The sequence below is a fragment of the Streptomyces sp. Ac-502 genome (genome assembly GCF_045222935.1).
Taxonomy (GTDB): Bacteria; Actinomycetota; Actinomycetes; order Streptomycetales; family Streptomycetaceae; genus Streptomyces; species Streptomyces monomycini.
The window spans coordinates 9,250,824-9,268,019 of record NZ_JBHFFO010000001.1; the positions used below are offsets into that span (position 1 = coordinate 9,250,824).

Here is a 17,196-nt window from a genome sequence, read left to right on the forward strand (position 1 = left end):
GCCGACGCCAGCGTCAGCCGGGTCGCCGACGTAGGAGTGCGCTGCGCCCAAGTGGGCCTCGCCCTGGCTGTTCGGGAGCGCCGCACCGATCTTCCCGGTGTTGCTGTTCCAGGTCTGTGTGCTGTCCCTGGTCATCATTTCGATCGTGGAGCTGGGGCGTTCGGACCGTGCAGGGGCCCTTCGTACGCGGCTCACCGCGGCCGTCGCCGCATCACTGATGACGCCCGTCGTCATCGCCTGCAACGCGGGCATTGTGCTCAACCTGCTGTCCGTGCCGCTGCCTCAGGTCGCTCTCGACAGCTTCGCGTTCGTCGGCGACAGTGCCTCTCCGGTGGCGCTGTTCGCCCTCGGGCTGCACCTGGGCGGCATGGGGCTGACGGTGCGCGGCACCACCGTCGAGGAGCTGTGGATCATAGCCTTCAAGTGTGTGGCCTTCCCACTCATGACCCTGGTCGTGGCGCGCCACGGCTTCGGCGTGGAGGGTGACTGGCTGCACTACCTGGTCCTGCTCGCCGCGATGCCCACCCCACAGAACCTGTTCATCTTCGCCCAGCGCTACGACGTGGCGATCGACATGTCCGCCGCCCTCGTCATCAAGAGCTCGGTCGTGACCCTGCTGCTGCTCCCGCTGTGGGTGCAGTGGGCAGCACACTCGGCCTGACAGCCGTGCCGTATGGACGTGCGTACGCGTACCGCTGCCAGGCCGGTCGTTCCTTCCGCCTCGGAGCCGCTATACTCGGACCCACAGCTCGGTGTACTCCCAGTGGGGGTAATTCACACACTTATACTTCTTCCACTTCCCGTTCTGCACGCCCCAGTCCCCACGCTTTACGCAGGCATATCTGGTGCTGTATGAACCTTCCTTCCACTCGTGTTCGTCCGGGGACGCCGGGTCGTCGTTCATGTGGAAGGTTCGGGAGGTGGGGCTGTCAGCCGCCGCGGCGTTGCCTGCGGCCACCCCTGCGGTTCCCAACGCGATCAGTGCGGCGAGTGCCGCAGCAGTGCCAGAGATTCGGGTACGCATGACTCTCCTTACGGGGTCGGAGTCCGACGGGTATGCCATTCCCCGTGGAGGAGAGTCTTGCAGGTGATTTCCGTGGGGGGAGGGTTATTGCCGTCGAATGAGTGACGAGTATCTGGGTTACGGGCCGCGGGGCGACAGGGCTCTCCCCGCTGGTGACGCTCGTTGGACGGGTTCGCCTTTGCAGGTGGGGCCGTCAGCGGATTTCTGCTGTTCCCGTTTGGCGTCCTTGTCACACCGTTACGAAGGTCGTCACGCTCTGAGCGGGAAGCGTGGCGGTGAAGGAACCGGTCGCCACGCTGGTGGTGGACCATTTCCCCGGTGTTGCGTTGTCCGGCCTGGTGCGCGGCGAGCAGCCCTTGGTGGGCATGGGCGCTGGCTTTGGCGTGGCGTCCCGCGCGCAGCTCGCTGTAGGCGAGGTGTTCCAGGGCCTGAGGTACGAGCAGAGCTGTGCCCCGTGTCTGTGCGGCGGCCAGTGCGCGGGTGTTGGCGGTGTTCGCGGCCTCGACGTCGCCCACGACCAGGGCTGCCGCCCCTGCGCGCAGCAGCAGCGCGGGGTCGGTGGCGCTGTCCGCCAGGTCGATGCATCGGCGTAACGCGGTCCGCCCTTGGCCCCAGCGGCCGTCCAGGAAGGCGCGCATTCCGGTGCGGTAGTTGCCGAGCGGATCGGTGTCAGGGGCGGGGGTGACGGCGTCGAGATTGGTGGCGGGGGCGCCCGTGGACCAGGCTGCCTCGGCGGCGCCGAGGTGGGCTTCGGCTGCCGCGGCCGGGTGGCGCGGAGCCAGCAGCCGCGCGGCGGTGCACAGGATCTCGCGGGCGTCGGCGACCGGGCCGTCCCGCAGAGCAAGAGTGCCGTACACCAACTCGGCGTGGCCCCGTGTGCCGTCCTCCGAGGGCAGTTGGCGGGCCCGGGCGACCAGGGTGCGGGCCGCGCGGGTGTCCTCGGCCAGCCGTGCCTGGTCGGCCGCGGCGGTGAAGCGTGCCGTCTGCCTGTTGCCGTCGGCCGTGAGTTCGGCGGATCGGGCGAGGGCCGCGCTGCGCCGGAGGCGGTTGTGGTGCGGTTGCGCCGCTGCCGCCGCCAGTGCGTCGGCGAGGGCTGGAGCGGTGCCTTCGGTCGCGCAGGCACGGTGATGCAGGCGCAGGAGTCGGTGTGCTGCCCTGCCGAGGACGGCGGCCAGGGCCGTGTGAGCGGCCCGGCGGCGGGCCGGCGGTTCACCCGCGTACACGGAGCGGCGCAGCAGCGCGGACTCGAAGCGGACGTGATCGCCGGTACGCGACAGGACTCCCGAAGCTTCGGCGGCCGCGAGGCCGGCGGAACCCATGTCCGCCCCGGCGGCCACCGCGCGCAGCAGAACCTCCACCGGTACGTCGTCACACGGTTCGGCCTCCCCGACTGCCGCCACGATAAGCAGCAGCGCGCGGACACCGTCCGGCAGCATCCGTACGTACGCCGAGTGCGTCCGCCGCAGGAGCTCCGCAGGAACCAACGGGTACGGCAGCGGGGCCCGGCCGCCCAACTGGTCCGGGTCCAGCGTGGCGACGAGGTCGTGCAGGAGGCGTGGGCTGCCCTCGGCCTCGGCGAGCAGTTCGGCGCGTACGACGGCGTCGATGCCAGTGCGAGTCAGTCCGTCGAGCAGCGCGGAGGCGGCCTGGTCCGATAGGGGGCCAGCTACCGCAGCGGAAGACCGGTGAGTGCGGAGTCGTCCGCGCGATGGGCGGCGACGGTGAGCACGAGGCCCACCGGGAACGGCGCGTCGAGACGGCGGGCGGCGAAGCCGAGGGCGGTACGCGACTGCGTGTCCCATAGGTGTACGTCGTCGACGCACGCCAGCAGCGGCCCCCGTTCCGCCAGTGTCCGTAGCAGGCAGAGGAGGGCGGCGGGCGGCATGCCGGAGCGCAGCACATCGGTGGGTGGCTCGTCGTCGGCGCCGCACAGGAGCGCGTGCAGTCCGCTGTATGGCAAGGACGCTTCGGGAGCGGCGGCGCGAGTGTGGAGAACGGTCGCGCCGCGTGCGGTGGCGGAAGAACGGAAGGCGTGGACCGCCCGACCCAACAGGGCGGTGCGTCCCAGCCCCGGCCTCCCCGCCAGCACGAGCGCACCGCCGTGCCCGGCCCGCACCTTGCCCAACAGGCGGGCCAGGGCCGCGAGTTCCGCCTCCCGCCCCTACAACCGCAGCGGAGGTTCCACGGTGGCCGGTCCGGTCACGGCTGTCACGCTACTGCCGGGTGAGCAGGGCGGGAACCCCTCACTCCGCAGTCCGTCACCGGGATCGGTCTCCTGTCGTTCGGGCGAGGTGATCCGGTGACGGTGATGGTAGGGGACGGGGACGGGGACGGGGACGGGGGCGGAGACCGTGGGCCGGTGGCGGCCATGTGCGGCAGCCGCCGCCGGCGTCGCGGACGTACGGCTACGAGGTGTGCGGGCAGTTGCCGCGGTACTCGTCGATCGTCCGGCTCGGACGGGGCAGCGGGCAGAGGAACTGCTCGTACCTGGTGTCATTGTCGATGAACCGCTTCAGCCACGAGACGCTGTACTTCGCGATGGTGGTGTCGGGGCGATTGGGCGTGAAGTGGGTGGCGTTGTTCAGTTCCAGATACGCCCTGTCCAGCGTGGACGGCAGGCTCTGGTAGAACGGTTGCGAATGAGTGGCGACCGGCGCGATCGTGTCGCCGTCGGCCCCGACGAGCAGGGTGGGCACGCGGATCTCCGGCCACGTCTTGTCGAGGTTCCAGCCGGTCAGCGGGATCGCCGCCTGGAGCGACGGGCGGTCCTTCGCGGCTTCGAGGCTGCCGCCCCCGCCCATGGAGTGTCCCATCATGCCCAGCCGGCTGCTGTCGACACGGTCGTGGAGGGGCTGCGCCGGGCAAGGTAGTCCAAGGCGGCGAGAAGCTGGTCGCCCCGGGTGGCGGGCTGATTGACGGTGGCGCGGGTGTCGATGGTGATGACCACGAAGCCCTGCGACGCCAAGCGCGGGCCGAGCCAGGCGATGCTCGACTGGAGGGAGCCGTCGCCGGGGGCGATCGCGACCGCGCCGAAGGTTCCGTCCGCGGTGCTCGCTGGGTAGTGGACCGTGCCGCTGCCGGAGCCCGTGACGTCGAGGGCCGACACCGATTTCTCGGAGACCGCGTAGTGGCCTCTTGGTGCCTCGATGCTCGACTCGGTCGGGTCGGGTCCGCGTTCGTACGGGTTGCCGCCGGCTCCGGCCGCCGCGGCCCCCGCGCCGGAGGCTCCGGCGGTGAGCAGGCTGCCGAGGCCGAGCACGGCGGCCGCTCCCGCCGTCACCACTCGGGAGTGGCGCCGGGGCCGGGGGCGTCTGCGGCCGTTGTGAAGGGGGATACGGGCTGGGCAGTCTTCGTCGTCCGCGTGAGGGCGCACGAGGGGGCTCCTCCAGTAGGGCGCAACCGAGCCCGCCGGCCCCGGCCGCTGCCGCGGCACGACGGGGAGACGCTTCGGTGAGGCCGCCGATGGTGAATGACGACCACCACTGTCGGGGCGCGCCCACGGCCACGCATCGGCGAAATCACCGGTCTCCCGGCGGCTCGGTCCAGGCCGCACCGGGGAAGTCAGCGGGCCGGCTCCAGTCACTTGGTGGCGCCTTGGGCGAACCCGTTGTAGATGTACCGCTGAAGGAAGAGGAAGATGATCAGAGTGGGGACGATGACGAGGACGGTCCCGGCGGAGATGGTCTCCCAGTGCGCGCCGAAAGGGCCCTTGAAGCGGAACAGAGCGGTGGACATCGTGCCGAGGTCTTCGGACGGCATGTAGAGGAAGGGGAGGTAGAAGTCGTTGTAGACCGTGATGCCTTTGATGATGACGACGGTCGCGATCGCCGGTTTGAGCAGCGGGAAGATGATCCTGCGGTAGATGGTGAAGGCAAAGGCATTCGCCCCGTCCAGCCGCGCCGCCTCGTCCAGTGAGACCGGGATGGACCTGATGAATTGCAGGAAGATGTAGACCGAGACGATGTCGGTGCCCATGTAGAGCAGGACCGGGGCCCACCGGGAGTTGAACAGTCCGAAGCTGTTGACGACTTGGAAGGTGGCGACCTGGGTCGTGACGCCGGGTACGAGGGTGGCGATCAGGAACAGCGCCAGCACCGGTTTCCTGGCCCGGAAGTCGAACCGGTCGACGGCGTACGCGGTCATGGAACCGATCACGACGGTGCCGGTGATCGAGAAGGCCAGGAGGAAGACGGTGTTGCCCAGGGCCGTGAGCAGATGGCCGTCGCGGAAGGCCGTGGCGTAGTTGGAGAGGTTGAGCCAGTCATGCGGCAAGGCCAGTGCGCCGCCGCCGGTGATTTCACGGGAGGTCTTGAGCGAGGTCAGGAAGACGACGGCGAGCGGGATCAGCACCACAGCGGAGGCGGCGATCAAGGAGAGGTAGGTCAGGCCGGTGCCGAGTCGCGGGCGCCGGTGGCCGCGTGAGGCCGCGGTGCGGCGTACGGCCGTGATGCGGGGCATGGTCATACGAGGTCGGCTTTCTCGTCGGGCACGAGCCGGCGCTGGACCCAGGTGATCAGCACGATGATCGTGAGCAGCACGACGGCCGCCGCCGATGCCAGGCCCGTCTTGTTGAACTGGAAGGCGAGCTTGACCGTCTGGATGACGAATGTCGAGGTACCGGTCGCGCCGCCGGTCATGAGGTACGGGATCTCGAAGACGGCGAGCGAGCCGGAGACCGCCAGGATGATGCTCAGGGTGAGAACGGGCCGGATGCCCGGCGCGATGATGTACCGGAACTGCTGCCGTCTGCCGGCCCCGTCGAGCTGCGCCGCCTCGTACAGCTCACCGGGAATGGACTGGATGGCCCCCAGGAACAGGACGAAGTTGAGCCCCGTGAACCGCCATACGGACACTCCGGCGAGCGAGGCGTTGGCCGACTCGGGGTCGCCGAGCCAGGCGTGGCCGCGGTCGGCGCCGAACCAGGCCAGGACCGAGTCGAGGGTGCCGCCGTCCTGGAAGAAGTAGAGGAAGACGAAGCCGATGGCGACGCCGTTGACCAGGTACGGGAAGAAGAGGATGCCCTTGAAGAGGTTGCGCAGGCGCAGGTCGAAGCTGAGGACGGTGGCGAAGTACAGTGCCGCCGCGATCTGCACCGCGGACGCGGTGAGGTAGTAGAGGCTGACGAGGAAGACACGGAACAGTTCGGGGCGGGTGAACAGCTGCTGGTAGTTGTCCGTGCCGGTGAAGTGGCGTTCCGGGCTGATGCCGTCCCAGTCGGTGAAACTGTAGTAGATCATGTTGCCCACGGGGACGTAGGTGAATGTGATCAGCAGGGCCAGGGGCACGGCGAGGAAGAGCCAGGGAGTGGCCCGCCGCCAGGGGTGCGAGCGCCAGGAGCGCGGTGGGACGGCGGGGGAGCGGCCTGCCTGCCGGTGCGGGGCGGCGGTCTCGGATGTTCCGGCGGCGGACGTCGGCTTCCCGCCGGTGGTGTCGGACACCATGTCGGCCAGGGCCTTTCGTGGTCCGGAAGGGCGGTGGCCCCGGTGGGACGGCGGGCCCGAGGGGGACGGACCGTTCTGTGATCGCGGTCTTGTCATGGGCGGATGCTCCGGGACGCTTCGGCCCAGCGGCGGTCGAGCTCCGCGAAGTAGCCGCGGAGGTCGCCCGGTTGAGCGCCGCGGGCGAGGTCGACGATCTTCTGGCGGTAGTCCGGCTTGGCGAGCCCGATCTCGGAGGCGTCGTCGACGGCGTTGACCCCGGCGGTTCTCGCCTCGGAGCGCTCCACCAGTTTGACATCGTTGTCAACGTACGGTTGGAGGTTCGACGGCAGCGGCGCGGACCGGAGGGCGGACACCGCCCCCTGCGACTGCGCGTACCCCGACTTCTCGGTGAACCAGTCGAGCCAGGCGCGGGCTGCCTCCTTGTGCGGCGAGTGGACGTTCACCGCCTGCTGGTAGTCGGAGAGCAGCATGGCGCAGAACTTGCCGTCCTTCTGTGCGGGGAACGGCATGAACCCGATGTCGTCCGGGTTCGTACCCGCCTGCTCGGCGGCGTCCCGCAGCTGCGAGACCGCCCAGGAGCCGAGCACCATGCTGCCAACCTGCCCCTTGGCGAGGAGGTTCTTGGAGTTCTCCCAGTTGGTGGTGGTCGGGTCCTTTTCGGCGAGGCCGCCGCGGACGATGTCGTACAGCAAGGCATCGATGACGCTGAGGTCGCTGCCGGGGGACCAGGGCCGGGCGCTGGTGGCCAGCGCGTCCCCGGCCCGCGCGGAGCAGCTGACCGAGCCGACACTGTTGGACCAGGGCGTACCGAGCGGCCACCCGTCCTTGAAGTTGGTGTAGTACGGCACCACGCCCGTCCTCGCCTTCACCGTACGCAGCGCCGCGATGAACTCCGCCGGACTGGTGGGCCATTCAGTCACCCCGGCCTTCTTCCAGACAGTCTTGTTGTAGGCGACCCCGTTGGCGGAGCCGAAGGTGGCGATGCCGTACGTCTTGCCGCCGACGTCCGACCTGCCGGTGAAGCGGTACTGCTTGCTCATCGCCGCGGTGCTGCCTAACGGGGCGAGGAACTTGGGGTAGTTGTCCTTGGCGATCGAGGAGGGGATCATCAGGACGTCCCCGTAGTCCTCCGTGTTCATCCGGATCCTGACTTCGCCCTCGTAGTCGGTGATGCCCTCGAACTCGACCTCGACCTTGGGGTAGGTCTGGTGGAACTCGGCCGCGTACCTCTTCAGGACACCGTTCTGGACGAGGTCGGTGCGGTGTGTCAGGACCGTGAGGTGGCCCGACACGTCGTTCGGGTCCGAGGGGGCTGTCGCGGTCTCGCCCGAGGGGGCGCCTACGCCGCCGCAGCCCGCGACGGCCAGCGCCACCGTGACGACGAGTGCGCAGGCGAGTGTCTTCCTCCCCATGAGCCCAACTCCTTCCGGGGGCCGGTTCATGTCTTCGGTGGGATGCCGGAACTATGACAGCGGAAGCTGAACCGGTAAAGCTGCTGCTTCGTTCGCGATGCGCAATCGTTACCATCGGCCGGAGCGTGATACCAAGTAGACGTGTTTCGGCTGTAGTTGACGGGCGGCCCTTTCAGAAGGTATCCACTAGACCGGTTTACCTGCCGCAGGCTAGGTTGGCCCCGCATTCCCTCAACCGGGCTCGCCCCCGCTGATTGGAGCCGCGCCATGAAGGACGTCATCCCGCTCACCGAGGGCTGGAGACTGAGTCACGACGGGGCGTCACTCGCCGCCGAGGTGCCCGGCTGCGTGCACACCGACCTGCTGGCCGCCGGACTGATCCCCGACCCGTTCCTGGGGCGGAACGAGCACGACGTGGCCTGGATCGGACGGCGCGCATGGACGTACACGACCAGCCTTCCGCCCGCCCCGGCCGTCCACGAACGTACGGACCTGGTCTTCGACGGTCTGGACACCGCCGCGCGGATCACGCTGGCCGGTGAAGAACTCGGGCGTACACGGAACATGCATCGCGGCTACCGCTTCGACGTCACCGGGCGCACCGGCGAACTCCGCGTGGAGTTCGCCTCCGCCTACGACGAGGCGGCAGCCGTGCGGGCAGTCACCGGAGACCGGCCCAACGTCTACCCCGAACCCTCCCAGTACATCCGCAAGATGGCCTGTAGCTTCGGCTGGGACTGGGGCCCCACCCTCGTCACCGCCGGCATCTGGCGCCCGGTACGCCTGGAGCACTGGTCGACGGCCCGCCTGGCGCGGGTCCGCCCCTTGGTCGCTGTCGAGGGAACGACAGGCCGCGTGGAACTGCGGATCGAGGTGGAACGCACCAGACAGGCTGCGGCGTGCGAACTCGTGGCTCACGCCGTGATCGCCGGGACGGAAGCGCGGGGAGCGGCCGTCATCGAGGACGGCGAGGCCGTCATCGTTCTGGAGGCGCCCGACGTCGGGCTGTGGTGGCCACGCGGCTATGGCGATCAGCCGCTGTACGAGGTGGAGGTCACGCTGTACGAGGCGCCCGGGACGCCGACAACCACTGCGGCGGCTTCCGCACCTGGGCAGCACGCCCTCGACGCATGGCGGCGCCGTATCGGCTTCCGTACGGTGGAGCTGGACCGTGGCGCCGACGAGCACGGCACCGGGTTCGCGTTCGTCGTCAACGGCACCCGCACGTTCGCCCGTGGCGTCAACTGGATCCCCGACGACGTCCTGCCCTCCCGCGTCACCCCGGACCGCTACCGGACCCGGCTCACCCAGGCCGCCGACGCCAACGTCGATCTCGTACGGGTGTGGGGCGGCGGCATCTACGAGGACGACGCCTTCTACGACGCCTGCGACGAACTCGGCCTCATGGTCTGGCAGGACTTCCCCTTCGCCTGCTCCGCCTACCCCGAGGAGCAGCCGCTGCGCGGCGAGGTGGAGGCCGAGGCCCGCGAGAACGTCGTACGCCTCATGCACCACACCAGCCTCGTCCTGTGGAACGGCGGCAACGAGAACCTCTGGGGCTTCCGCGACTGGGGGTGGGAAGCCGAACTCGCCGGGAACTCCTGGGGAGAGGGCTACTACCTCGGGCTGCTGCCCCGGGTGGTCGCCGAACTGGACCCCACCCGCCCCTACACGGCGAGCAGCCCCTGGTCCGGTTCCTGGGACCACCACCCGAACGACCCGGCCCACGGCACCCACCACTCGTGGGAGGTGTGGAACCGCCGGGACTACACCGAGTACCGCGCCACCGTGCCACGCTTCGTCTCCGAATTCGGCTGGCAGGCACCCCCGGCGCTGGCCACCCTGCGGCGCGCCCTGCCTGGCGAGGCACTCGCGCCGGACTCGCCCGGGATGCTCCACCACCAGAAGGCCGAAGCCGGCAACGACAAACTGCATCGCGGCGTGACGCGCCATTTCCGCCTCCCCGAAGGAGACTTCGACCGCTGGCACTACCTCACCCAGGTCGTCCAGGCCCGCGCCGTGGCCGCCGGAATCGAGCACTGGCGCTCCCACTGGCCCCTCTGCGCAGGCACCGTCGTCTGGCAACTCAATGACTGCTGGCCTGCCAGCTCCTGGTCGGCCATCGACGGCGACGGCCGCCCCAAGCCCCTCTACCACGAGCTCCGTCGCGTCTACGCCGATCGCCTGCTGACCTTGCAACCCGGCCCTGACAGACCCGTCCTCGCGCTGGTGAACCAGAGCGCGGACCCCTGGCGTACGCCGGTCACGTTGCGCCGTATGGAAGCCGGCTGCGACACGGTCCTGCCGGAGACGCTCGCCGCCTACGAGGTGACGCTCGACCTGACCGTCGGGCCCCGGTCCGTACTGCGCCTCCCCGTACCGCGGGACCTCGTCCCCGCGAAGGGCTCCGGGACCGAGTACCTGGTCGCGGACGCCGGGGAGCTGCGCGCGGTGTTCTTCGCCGTACGGGACCGGGACTTCGCCTTTCCGCGCCCCCGGTTCGACCTCGCGGTGGAGCCCGTCGCCGACGCGGAGGATACAGTCGACCTCGTGGTGACGGCACACACCCTGATACGCGACCTCCTGCTCCAGGCCGACCGGCTGGCCCCCGACGCCGTGGCCGGCCGGGGCCTGGTGACCCTGCTGCCCGGCGAACGGACACGCATCCGTGTACGGGGTGCGGCCGGCGCCGGGAGCGAGGAGTTCCGCGCCGCCCTCTTCTGTCTGGGAGCCTCGTGAGCGCCACACCCCGACGGGTCACCATCAAGGACGTCGCAGCACGGGCCGGTGTGTCCAAAGGGGCCGTCTCCCTCGCCTTCAACGACAGGCCGGGCCTGTCCCAGCCCACCCGGGACCGCATCTTCGCGGTCGCCCGCGAACTCGGCTGGGAACCGGACTCCACCGCGCGCAGCCTCTCCAGCCGACGGGTGGACGCCGTGGGACTCGCCATCTGCCGGCCGGCCAGGCTGCTCGGCCTCGAACCGTTCTACATGGAGTTCATCTCCGGCATCGAAGGCGTCCTGGCCGAACGGTCCTGCTCGCTGCTGCTGCGCCTGGTACGTGATCTGGACGAGGAGATCGCGCTCCAGGAGAGCTGGTGGCGCGGCCGCCTGATCGGCGGCTCCGTCCTGGTGGACTTCCACCAGGACGACCCCCGCGTGGAGCCGCTGCGCGCCTTGGGCCTGCCTGCCGTCGCAGTTGGGCACCCGTCACTCACCGGCGGGCTGCCCTCCCTGTGGACGGACGACGCCACCGCCGTCGCCGAAGCCGTCCGCTACCTCGCCGCCCTCGGACACCGCCGTATCGCCCGGGTGGGCGGACCCGCCGGCCTGGGACACAGCGCGATCCGCGCCACCGCATTCGAGACCACGCTGCGCGAACTGGGACTCGACGGCACCCGGCAGACCACCACCGGTTTCGCGGGCGAGGAAGGCGCCCGCGCCACCCGCTCCCTGCTGCTCGCCCCCGACCGCCCGACCGCGATCCTGTACGACAACGACATCATGGCGGTGGCCGGCGTCGGCGTCGCCGCCGAGCTGGGCCTGTCCGTACCCGATGACCTGTCCCTACTGGCCTGGGACGACTCACAGCTGTGCCGGCTCACCCACCCCACGCTCTCGGCGATGAGCCACGACGTGCACGCCTTCGGTGCCGAAGTGGCCCTGGCCCTCTTCGACGTGATCGCCGGCAAGGACGTCGCCTCACACCCGGTCCCGCGGCCGGCCCTCACCCCTCGCGGCTCCACCGCGCCGCCGCCGGACTGACCTGGCGCGATACGTCTCCCACCGCACCCGACGAGCGGGGATGCCGCGCTGGCCCGCTCGGGCGGCTCTGCGAAGGACGACCCGCTTCCGCACCCCCGATATTGCGCCCACCCGGCGCCCGGATATTCGGCCGTAAAGAGAACCGATGCCCGTTTCGGCGCCAGTCGACCTGACCGCGAGAGACCTGCCCACCGAATCACCGGCCCGGAGTACGCCCCGTCCGGCCACCGACCACCGAAAAGGTTGCCGCGCCGTCCGAACATGGCGGAATTAGACGGTCGTTCCTCGGCGGCTCGGATCGAATGCCTCTCGCCACCACCCACCGACAATAAGGAACCATTGCCGTGCCCTATCTGCCCTCTCTCGCCGCGACAGTGAGCATCCTCCTCCTGGCCCCGTCCCAGAGCCTGCCCGCCACCGCCGACACTCAGGCTTACGCGCACACCGACACCGGCATCCATGTGAAAAACGGCCGGCTTGTCGAAAAGAACGGCGCCGACTTCGTCTTCCGCGGCGTCAATCACTCCCACGCCTGGCACCCGGACCGGACCGTCCGGGCCCTGTCCGACATCAAACGTCTTGGGGCCAACAGCGTCCGCATCGTACTGAGCAGCGGCGACCGCTGGACGAAGAACGACACTGCCGACGTCCGCGCGGTCATATCCCGCTGCAAGGCGAACCGGCTGATCTGCGTACTGGAAGTCCATGACACCACGGGTTACGGCGAGCAGACGGGAGCCGTTTCCCTTCCCGCGCCGCCGACTACTGGATCAGCGTCCGCGGCGCCCTGCGCGGCCAGGAGAGCCATGTCGTCGTCAACGTCGGCAACGAGCCCTGCGGCAACAACAACACCGACCGGTGGGCGGCGGACACCAAAGCCGCCATCGCCCGGCTGCGCGCGGCCGGCCTGCATCACGCACTGATGGCCGACGGACCCAACTGGGGCCAGGACTGGTCGGGAACCATGCAGCGCCAGGCCCGCTCGGTCCTCGACGCCGACCCCGACCACAACACCGTCTTCTCCGTCCACATGTACGGGGTCTACAACTCCGCCGACAAGGTCAAGCGTTACCTCGACAGCTTCACCCGGAACAAGCTCCCTCTTGTCGTGGGGGAGTTCGGCCACTACCACCCGAGTGGTGACACGGACGAGGACACCATCATGGCCCGGACCAAAGCCGCACGCGTCGGCTATCTTGGCTGGTCCTGGAGCGGCAACAGCGGCGAGGACACCCACCTCGACCTCAGCAACCACTTCGACGCCAAGTCGCTGACCCCGTGGGGGCAGCGCTTGTTCAACGGAGCCAACGGCATCAAGCAGACCGCCAAGGAAGCAACGGTCTACCGCTGATCACGGGCACCCCTCTTGGAGCTGTCACAGCAGCTCCAAGACCTCCCTGACCTCTCGCGTGGTGGGAATCCACTCCCCGGCCGCCGCATTGGCCTTCACCTGTTCCGGTTTTGTGGAGGCTCGACCCCCGGGTGCGTCGGCCAGGAGCTGGACGGCCGCTGTCCAGGCCGCGACATCGTCGGGCGGGCAGAGCAGGCAGTTGACGCCGGCCATCAGGACCTTCCTGAGTACCGGTAGGTCGGAGGGGATGATCGCCTTGACGTGCGACATGTACTCGAACAGCTTCATCGGCGAGGACCAGCGGCTGATGTCTCCTAGGCTGCTGGCGCAGTTGACGCGCCGCTGGTAGGGGCGAGGGTGATGTCGGGTGCGGTGATACAGGTGTAGTTGGGGTGGTGGGCGGTGACTGTGAAAGTCACGTGGGGAGGGCGCGACCGGCTTTGCCAGCGGGCCAGGTATTGATCCGTGCCGCCGACGAGGATGCTGCGGCTCCCCAGCGTCCTCGGCCCGAGTTCTGCCCGGCCGGAGAGGGCGACGACAAGTGACCCGTCGGTGTGCAGCAGCTCGGCCAGTTGACACTCGTCGCAAGCGCCCGTTCGCCACCCCTCCGGCAAGGTCTCGTCCCGGGGGAGGCGTGGACCGCTGTAGACGATCCGACATGCCCGGAAAGAAATGCTCGCGCTTGGCGGCCAGCTCTCTTCCCAGAGCGAGGCTACTCTCCTTGGCCGTCCCGGACATGCCACCAAGGGAGCAAAATCCAGGAGGGCGTCCTGCTCGACCTTGCCCAGTGCCGCGTAGGCCATCGCCTTCCCGGGAATGGACCGGTAACGCCAATCCGCTTCAGCGTCATTCTGCGAGACATTCTCGCGAAACGGCCCCAAGTTGGAACTGAAGAGGGCAGACAACCTTCCACGGAACGGCAGTGCGTTGGACATGAGCCTGACGGGCCCTGGCGCGCGGTGAAAGCGTAACGGTGGAGAGGCGCGGTGGACAGAAAGCCGTCCGCATAGGGCGCCACTGGCAGGGCAGTCGGTTCTCCGTCCTGGTGCGTGGAGACGGTCCGCGGATCCTTGATGGACGACTTCCAGCCGTCCACGACGAAGCGGTCGACGTCCCCGGGATCCACACCCTCCGACCTGAGGATGTCCGACACCCGACAGAGATCCCCCAGTGAGCTGTGGCGTGCGCTATTGCCGATCTTCTCTGCCTCGATGCTGAACATCAGACGGTTTCAGTCGGTCACTGCGATACCGCAGGGACCGCGTGGGCGCAGGCCCGAACCCGGATGATCGGCTCGGGAACAACTCAAGTTCGAGCGTGAGTGGAGTGTCAGAAGGAGGCGGACGCGGCGGCGGTTCTCGGTTGTCGGGGCGGTCGTGGTGGTGGCCGTGTTGATCGGTCGCGTTGGACCCGCGGTGTGCGCCCTGCGTTCGTCTGGAGGCCGCGTTGGGCCGGACCATGCGGGAACTCGCCGACAAGGGAGCGTACCGAGTCGAGTACCGCCTCGCCACTGTCAAGGACGACGTCGAGGGCGGATAAGGCTCACGCCGGGCGGCCAACGCGCTGAGGGCGGCGGCCAACGAAGGGCTGGAAAGGTTCGTGCGCTACCGGGGGCGGTTCTCGCGGGCCGGTCGGGCCGGGAGAAATGGGATGGTGCCGCGCTGGTCTCGGCGGACACGTTGCTGGGGATCGCCGATCGGGTGGACGGGCTGCGGACGCCGGCGTTCGACAAGGCCGTACGGGAGCTGACCTGCCTGCCCTGGGGGAAGAAGGTGGCCGCGGCCCACAACCAGGACGGTGACGAGGGCGCGTTGCCTGCTGTCACCCTCGACGGCTCGGCGGTCACCGTGCTGAGTGATGACGGCGTCGTCCCGGTCTCTGCGAGGGAGATCGTCCGACAGGTGCGCGGGGACAAGGGTGAGGCGGGCGTCGGCTGCGTACCGCGCCCCCGGCCGGCGACCTTGCGCCGGCCGGAGATCCCGTTCCGGTTTTGGTGAGAGCCTGTTGGCACCGGCGCTTCACACCCCGTGCTCGTCCCACATCGCCATCAGCTTGCGCTTGCGTTTGAGTTCGGTACGCAGGGTGGTGGCGTACGCGGTGAAGTCCTCGTCCGTTCCGAGGAGCCGGTGGCAGGCGCTGATGTTCAGGAGGAGAGAGGTGAGCTGTTCGTAGGCGGCGGCGCCGGTGGACTTCTTGAGCGGTTCGAGGAGGCGCAGGTACACGGGGAGGGCGTCGGCGGGGCGGGTGTCACGGATGCGGTCGGCGAGGGTGAGCCACTGGTGGTCGGCGGTGCCCGTCGTGGAGGCGGCCTGCCAGGCGGTGTCGAGGTCGCCGTCGTCCAGGAGGGCGTCGATGAGGGCGGGGCCGTTGGGGCGGTCTGCCTCGCCCCGTGCCGCTGTGGTGCGCAGGATCTTGAGGGCGTTCTCGCGCTCCGCCGGCCAGGTGTCAGCGGTCTGCGCCGCCGCGTGCAGCGCCTGGTAGGTGGTCAGGGTGGGGTGTGCGGTGAAGTGGTCGCGGCGCAGGATGACTGCTTGTGCCAGGTGGCCGGAACGTTCGTACCGGGTGCTGAGGTAGTCGAGCAGGTCACTGTCCAGCACGGCGGGGTCGGGGGCCTCCGTGACGCCGCGCTCGGCCCACTGGAGGGCTTCCGCGGGACGCCCGGCCAGGGCCAGTTCCCGGGCGATCCGCAGGTGCGTACCGCCGTCCGGGCGGAGGTTCGATGCGTGGCGGGCAATCAGGGCGTCCACCCTGCCCTCCATCGTGTTCAGCGTCCTCATCAGGTCCTTCTCCACCCAGCCGGACGGGTTGCGCTGGTGGGCCTCGGTCGTCAGTTCTCGTGTCACCGCCAGTCCCTCCGGGCCGAGGACGTGGCGGTAGTCGCGGAGCGCGACGCCGGTGGCATGGGCGAGATCGCCGAGCAGGTGGACGACCAGCCACTGCGCGGTCTCGGTGGGATCCGGTGAGGCGGCGCGGCAGGCATCGAGATGGACTTCGGCGAGTTGGGCCAGGACAGAGGAGAGGGCGCCGTCGGAGTCATCGGTCTCCTCGTACCTCCGCCCCAGTTCGTCGATCGCTTCGCGGGAGAGGGAGACCGCGTCGGCCGCCCGGCCGTGGGCGGTCAGTTCGGCGAGCGCGGCGACCGCCTGTGCGGCCTGCTCCGCGTACGAGTGCGCGGCTCCTCCCGCGAGGCATCCGTACTGGGCGAACGGGCCGGAGTCGAGCAGCGCGGACACCTGCGTACGGATCTCGGCGAGGTCGTGCCGGGCGGTGGCGGCCCGGAGCCGCATGCGGCTCCGGAACCCGCGGTCGTGGGCCATCTGTTCGCGCACCAGCGCCAGCAGCTCGTCGCGGGAGCGGGCGGCGAGCCAGGCGTCCAGGTCGCGTGCCCGTTCCCGGGCCCGGGCACGCTGCCGCGGCAGGCTTTCCGGCCGGCCGAGCACGCTCAGCCCGACGGCGACCAGGTGTTTGCAGAAGTTCCCCTCCTGGCCATAGGGACAGGTGCACATTCCGGTGAGACCTTCGCCGCCGCCGAAGGTCAAGCGGGCTTCGTACGCGTCGGTGCCGTGCACGGTCGCGGTGATCCAGCCGTCACCCACTTCCAGGGCCGTCACCGCGTTCAGGTACTCCGTACCGCGGTCGAAGGAGCGCGGGCCCGCCAGGGCGCGCAGGCCGGCCTCACTGAAGTCCGCCGTGGGGTTCTTCCTCGTGCTCATCTCCACGCCTCCTGTACTGGTGCTCGGTGCGCGTCTGGTGCGCTTCCGCGAGCGTCGCACCGTGCCGGCCGTGAGGGGGCCGCTATGTCTTAGGGGTGCATTCCCGGAACGACAAAGGCTCTTCTTTCTACCTTCGAAGGTGCGACCCAACCGAAGAGTGGAAAGAAGGGCCACTGAGCCCTTTCCAACCTCAGGTTGAGGCGTGGCGAAGGGCGGGGGTGGTCTTCACGATGGCAGTGGCTCGGTTGGTGCTACAGCGGAGTTTTCGCGGGAGGCGCCAGCCCTTCAGGGTGGCCATGGCTTGGTCGCCGAGGCAACGGCTTCCGGTCTGGCTGCTGTTGTGCCGACGTCGCCGCAGCTTGAGATGGCGACCGCGGACGGGCGCCCGGGTGGTGCCGCCGGCGCCTCGATACACCTTGTCCGTCCAGCACTTCACCTCCGCGTCGCGGGGGGGGAGTCACCGGCAGCATCCGTGTCGTGGCGAGCGCCCG

At 69.4% G+C, this 17,196-nt stretch carries 14 protein-coding genes and 3 pseudogenes; 7 read left to right on the plus strand and 10 right to left on the minus strand.

Annotation, left to right across the window (positions count from 1 at the left end; translation table 11 throughout):
• Positions 1-97: 97 nt before the first annotated feature.
• Positions 98-661: an AEC family transporter gene (locus ACEXOX_RS42095; protein WP_406525919.1), complete on the plus strand. Its 564-nt coding sequence runs from the start codon at positions 98-100 to the stop codon at positions 659-661.
• 69 nt (positions 662-730) lie between these two features.
• Here ACEXOX_RS42095 and ACEXOX_RS42100 read toward each other — a convergent pair whose 3' ends face one another.
• Positions 731-1,024: a hypothetical protein gene (locus ACEXOX_RS42100; RefSeq protein ID WP_406525920.1), complete on the minus strand. Its 294-nt coding sequence runs from the start codon at positions 1,022-1,024 to the stop codon at positions 731-733.
• An 8-nt stretch (positions 1,025-1,032) separates the two neighbouring features.
• On the minus strand, positions 1,033-2,424 hold the full coding sequence (locus ACEXOX_RS42105) for a hypothetical protein (RefSeq protein WP_406525921.1): 1,392 nt from the start codon (positions 2,422-2,424) through the stop codon (positions 1,033-1,035).
• Positions 2,425-2,475: 51 nt separating this feature from the next.
• Here ACEXOX_RS42105 and ACEXOX_RS42110 point away from each other — a divergent pair, with 51 nt between their 5' ends.
• Complete coding sequence (locus ACEXOX_RS42110; protein ID WP_406525922.1) at positions 2,476-2,682, plus strand: hypothetical protein; 207 nt, start codon at positions 2,476-2,478, stop codon at positions 2,680-2,682.
• Positions 2,683-2,690: 8 nt separating this feature from the next.
• Here ACEXOX_RS42110 and ACEXOX_RS42115 read toward each other — a convergent pair.
• The 5 genes and pseudogenes from ACEXOX_RS42115 to ACEXOX_RS42135 all read right to left on the minus strand — a co-directional run.
• Positions 2,691-3,173, minus strand: a pseudogene (locus ACEXOX_RS42115) (ATP-binding protein); the annotation flags it as partial.
• Positions 3,174-3,429: 256 nt separating this feature from the next.
• Positions 3,430-4,358, minus strand: a pseudogene (locus ACEXOX_RS42120) (alpha/beta hydrolase).
• A 245-nt stretch (positions 4,359-4,603) separates the two neighbouring features.
• Positions 4,604-5,488 carry a carbohydrate ABC transporter permease gene (locus tag ACEXOX_RS42125; RefSeq protein ID WP_406525923.1) on the minus strand — a complete coding sequence of 295 codons (885 nt, stop codon included), beginning with the start codon at positions 5,486-5,488 and terminating at the stop codon, positions 4,604-4,606.
• Entirely contained in the window at positions 5,485-6,465 is a 981-nt protein-coding gene (locus ACEXOX_RS42130) for a carbohydrate ABC transporter permease (RefSeq protein WP_406525924.1), read from the minus strand. Before ACEXOX_RS42130 ends, ACEXOX_RS42125 begins: the two co-directional genes overlap by 4 nt.
• Before the next feature lie 92 nt (positions 6,466-6,557).
• Entirely contained in the window at positions 6,558-7,877 is a 1,320-nt protein-coding gene (locus ACEXOX_RS42135; RefSeq protein ID WP_406525925.1) for an ABC transporter substrate-binding protein, read from the minus strand.
• Between the two features lie 267 nt (positions 7,878-8,144).
• On the opposite strand from ACEXOX_RS42135, the gene ACEXOX_RS42140 reads away from it, so the two are divergent.
• The 4 genes and pseudogenes from ACEXOX_RS42140 (at position 8,145) to ACEXOX_RS42155 (ending at position 12,992) form a co-directional block, all read left to right on the plus strand.
• Positions 8,145-10,616 (plus strand): glycoside hydrolase family 2 protein, encoded by a 2,472-nt coding sequence (locus tag ACEXOX_RS42140; protein WP_406525926.1) that lies wholly within the window; start codon positions 8,145-8,147, stop codon positions 10,614-10,616.
• Positions 10,613-11,641: a LacI family DNA-binding transcriptional regulator gene (locus ACEXOX_RS42145; protein WP_406525927.1), complete on the plus strand. Its 1,029-nt coding sequence runs from the start codon at positions 10,613-10,615 to the stop codon at positions 11,639-11,641. The genes ACEXOX_RS42140 and ACEXOX_RS42145 overlap by 4 nt, the downstream gene beginning before the upstream one ends.
• A gap of 461 nt (positions 11,642-12,102) precedes the next feature.
• Positions 12,103-12,303: pseudogene (locus ACEXOX_RS42150) on the plus strand (glycoside hydrolase family 5 protein); the annotation flags it as partial.
• A gap of 125 nt (positions 12,304-12,428) precedes the next feature.
• Positions 12,429-12,992: a cellulase family glycosylhydrolase gene (locus tag ACEXOX_RS42155; protein WP_406526655.1), complete on the plus strand. Its 564-nt coding sequence runs from the start codon at positions 12,429-12,431 to the stop codon at positions 12,990-12,992.
• A gap of 24 nt (positions 12,993-13,016) precedes the next feature.
• Here the strand turns inward: ACEXOX_RS42155 and ACEXOX_RS42160 are convergent, their stop codons facing one another.
• Complete coding sequence (locus ACEXOX_RS42160) at positions 13,017-13,280, minus strand: glycosyltransferase (RefSeq protein ID WP_406525928.1); 264 nt, start codon at positions 13,278-13,280, stop codon at positions 13,017-13,019.
• A gap of 26 nt (positions 13,281-13,306) precedes the next feature.
• Entirely contained in the window at positions 13,307-13,927 is a 621-nt protein-coding gene (locus ACEXOX_RS42165; protein ID WP_406525929.1) for a hypothetical protein, read from the minus strand.
• 765 nt (positions 13,928-14,692) lie between these two features.
• On the opposite strand from ACEXOX_RS42165, the gene ACEXOX_RS42170 reads away from it, so the two are divergent.
• Positions 14,693-14,989: a hypothetical protein gene (locus ACEXOX_RS42170; RefSeq protein WP_406525930.1), complete on the plus strand. Its 297-nt coding sequence runs from the start codon at positions 14,693-14,695 to the stop codon at positions 14,987-14,989.
• A gap of 21 nt (positions 14,990-15,010) precedes the next feature.
• Here ACEXOX_RS42170 and ACEXOX_RS42175 read toward each other — a convergent pair whose 3' ends face one another.
• Positions 15,011-16,705: an SWIM zinc finger domain-containing protein gene (locus ACEXOX_RS42175; protein WP_406525931.1), complete on the minus strand. Its 1,695-nt coding sequence runs from the start codon at positions 16,703-16,705 to the stop codon at positions 15,011-15,013.
• Positions 16,706-17,196: the final 491 nt, after the last annotated feature.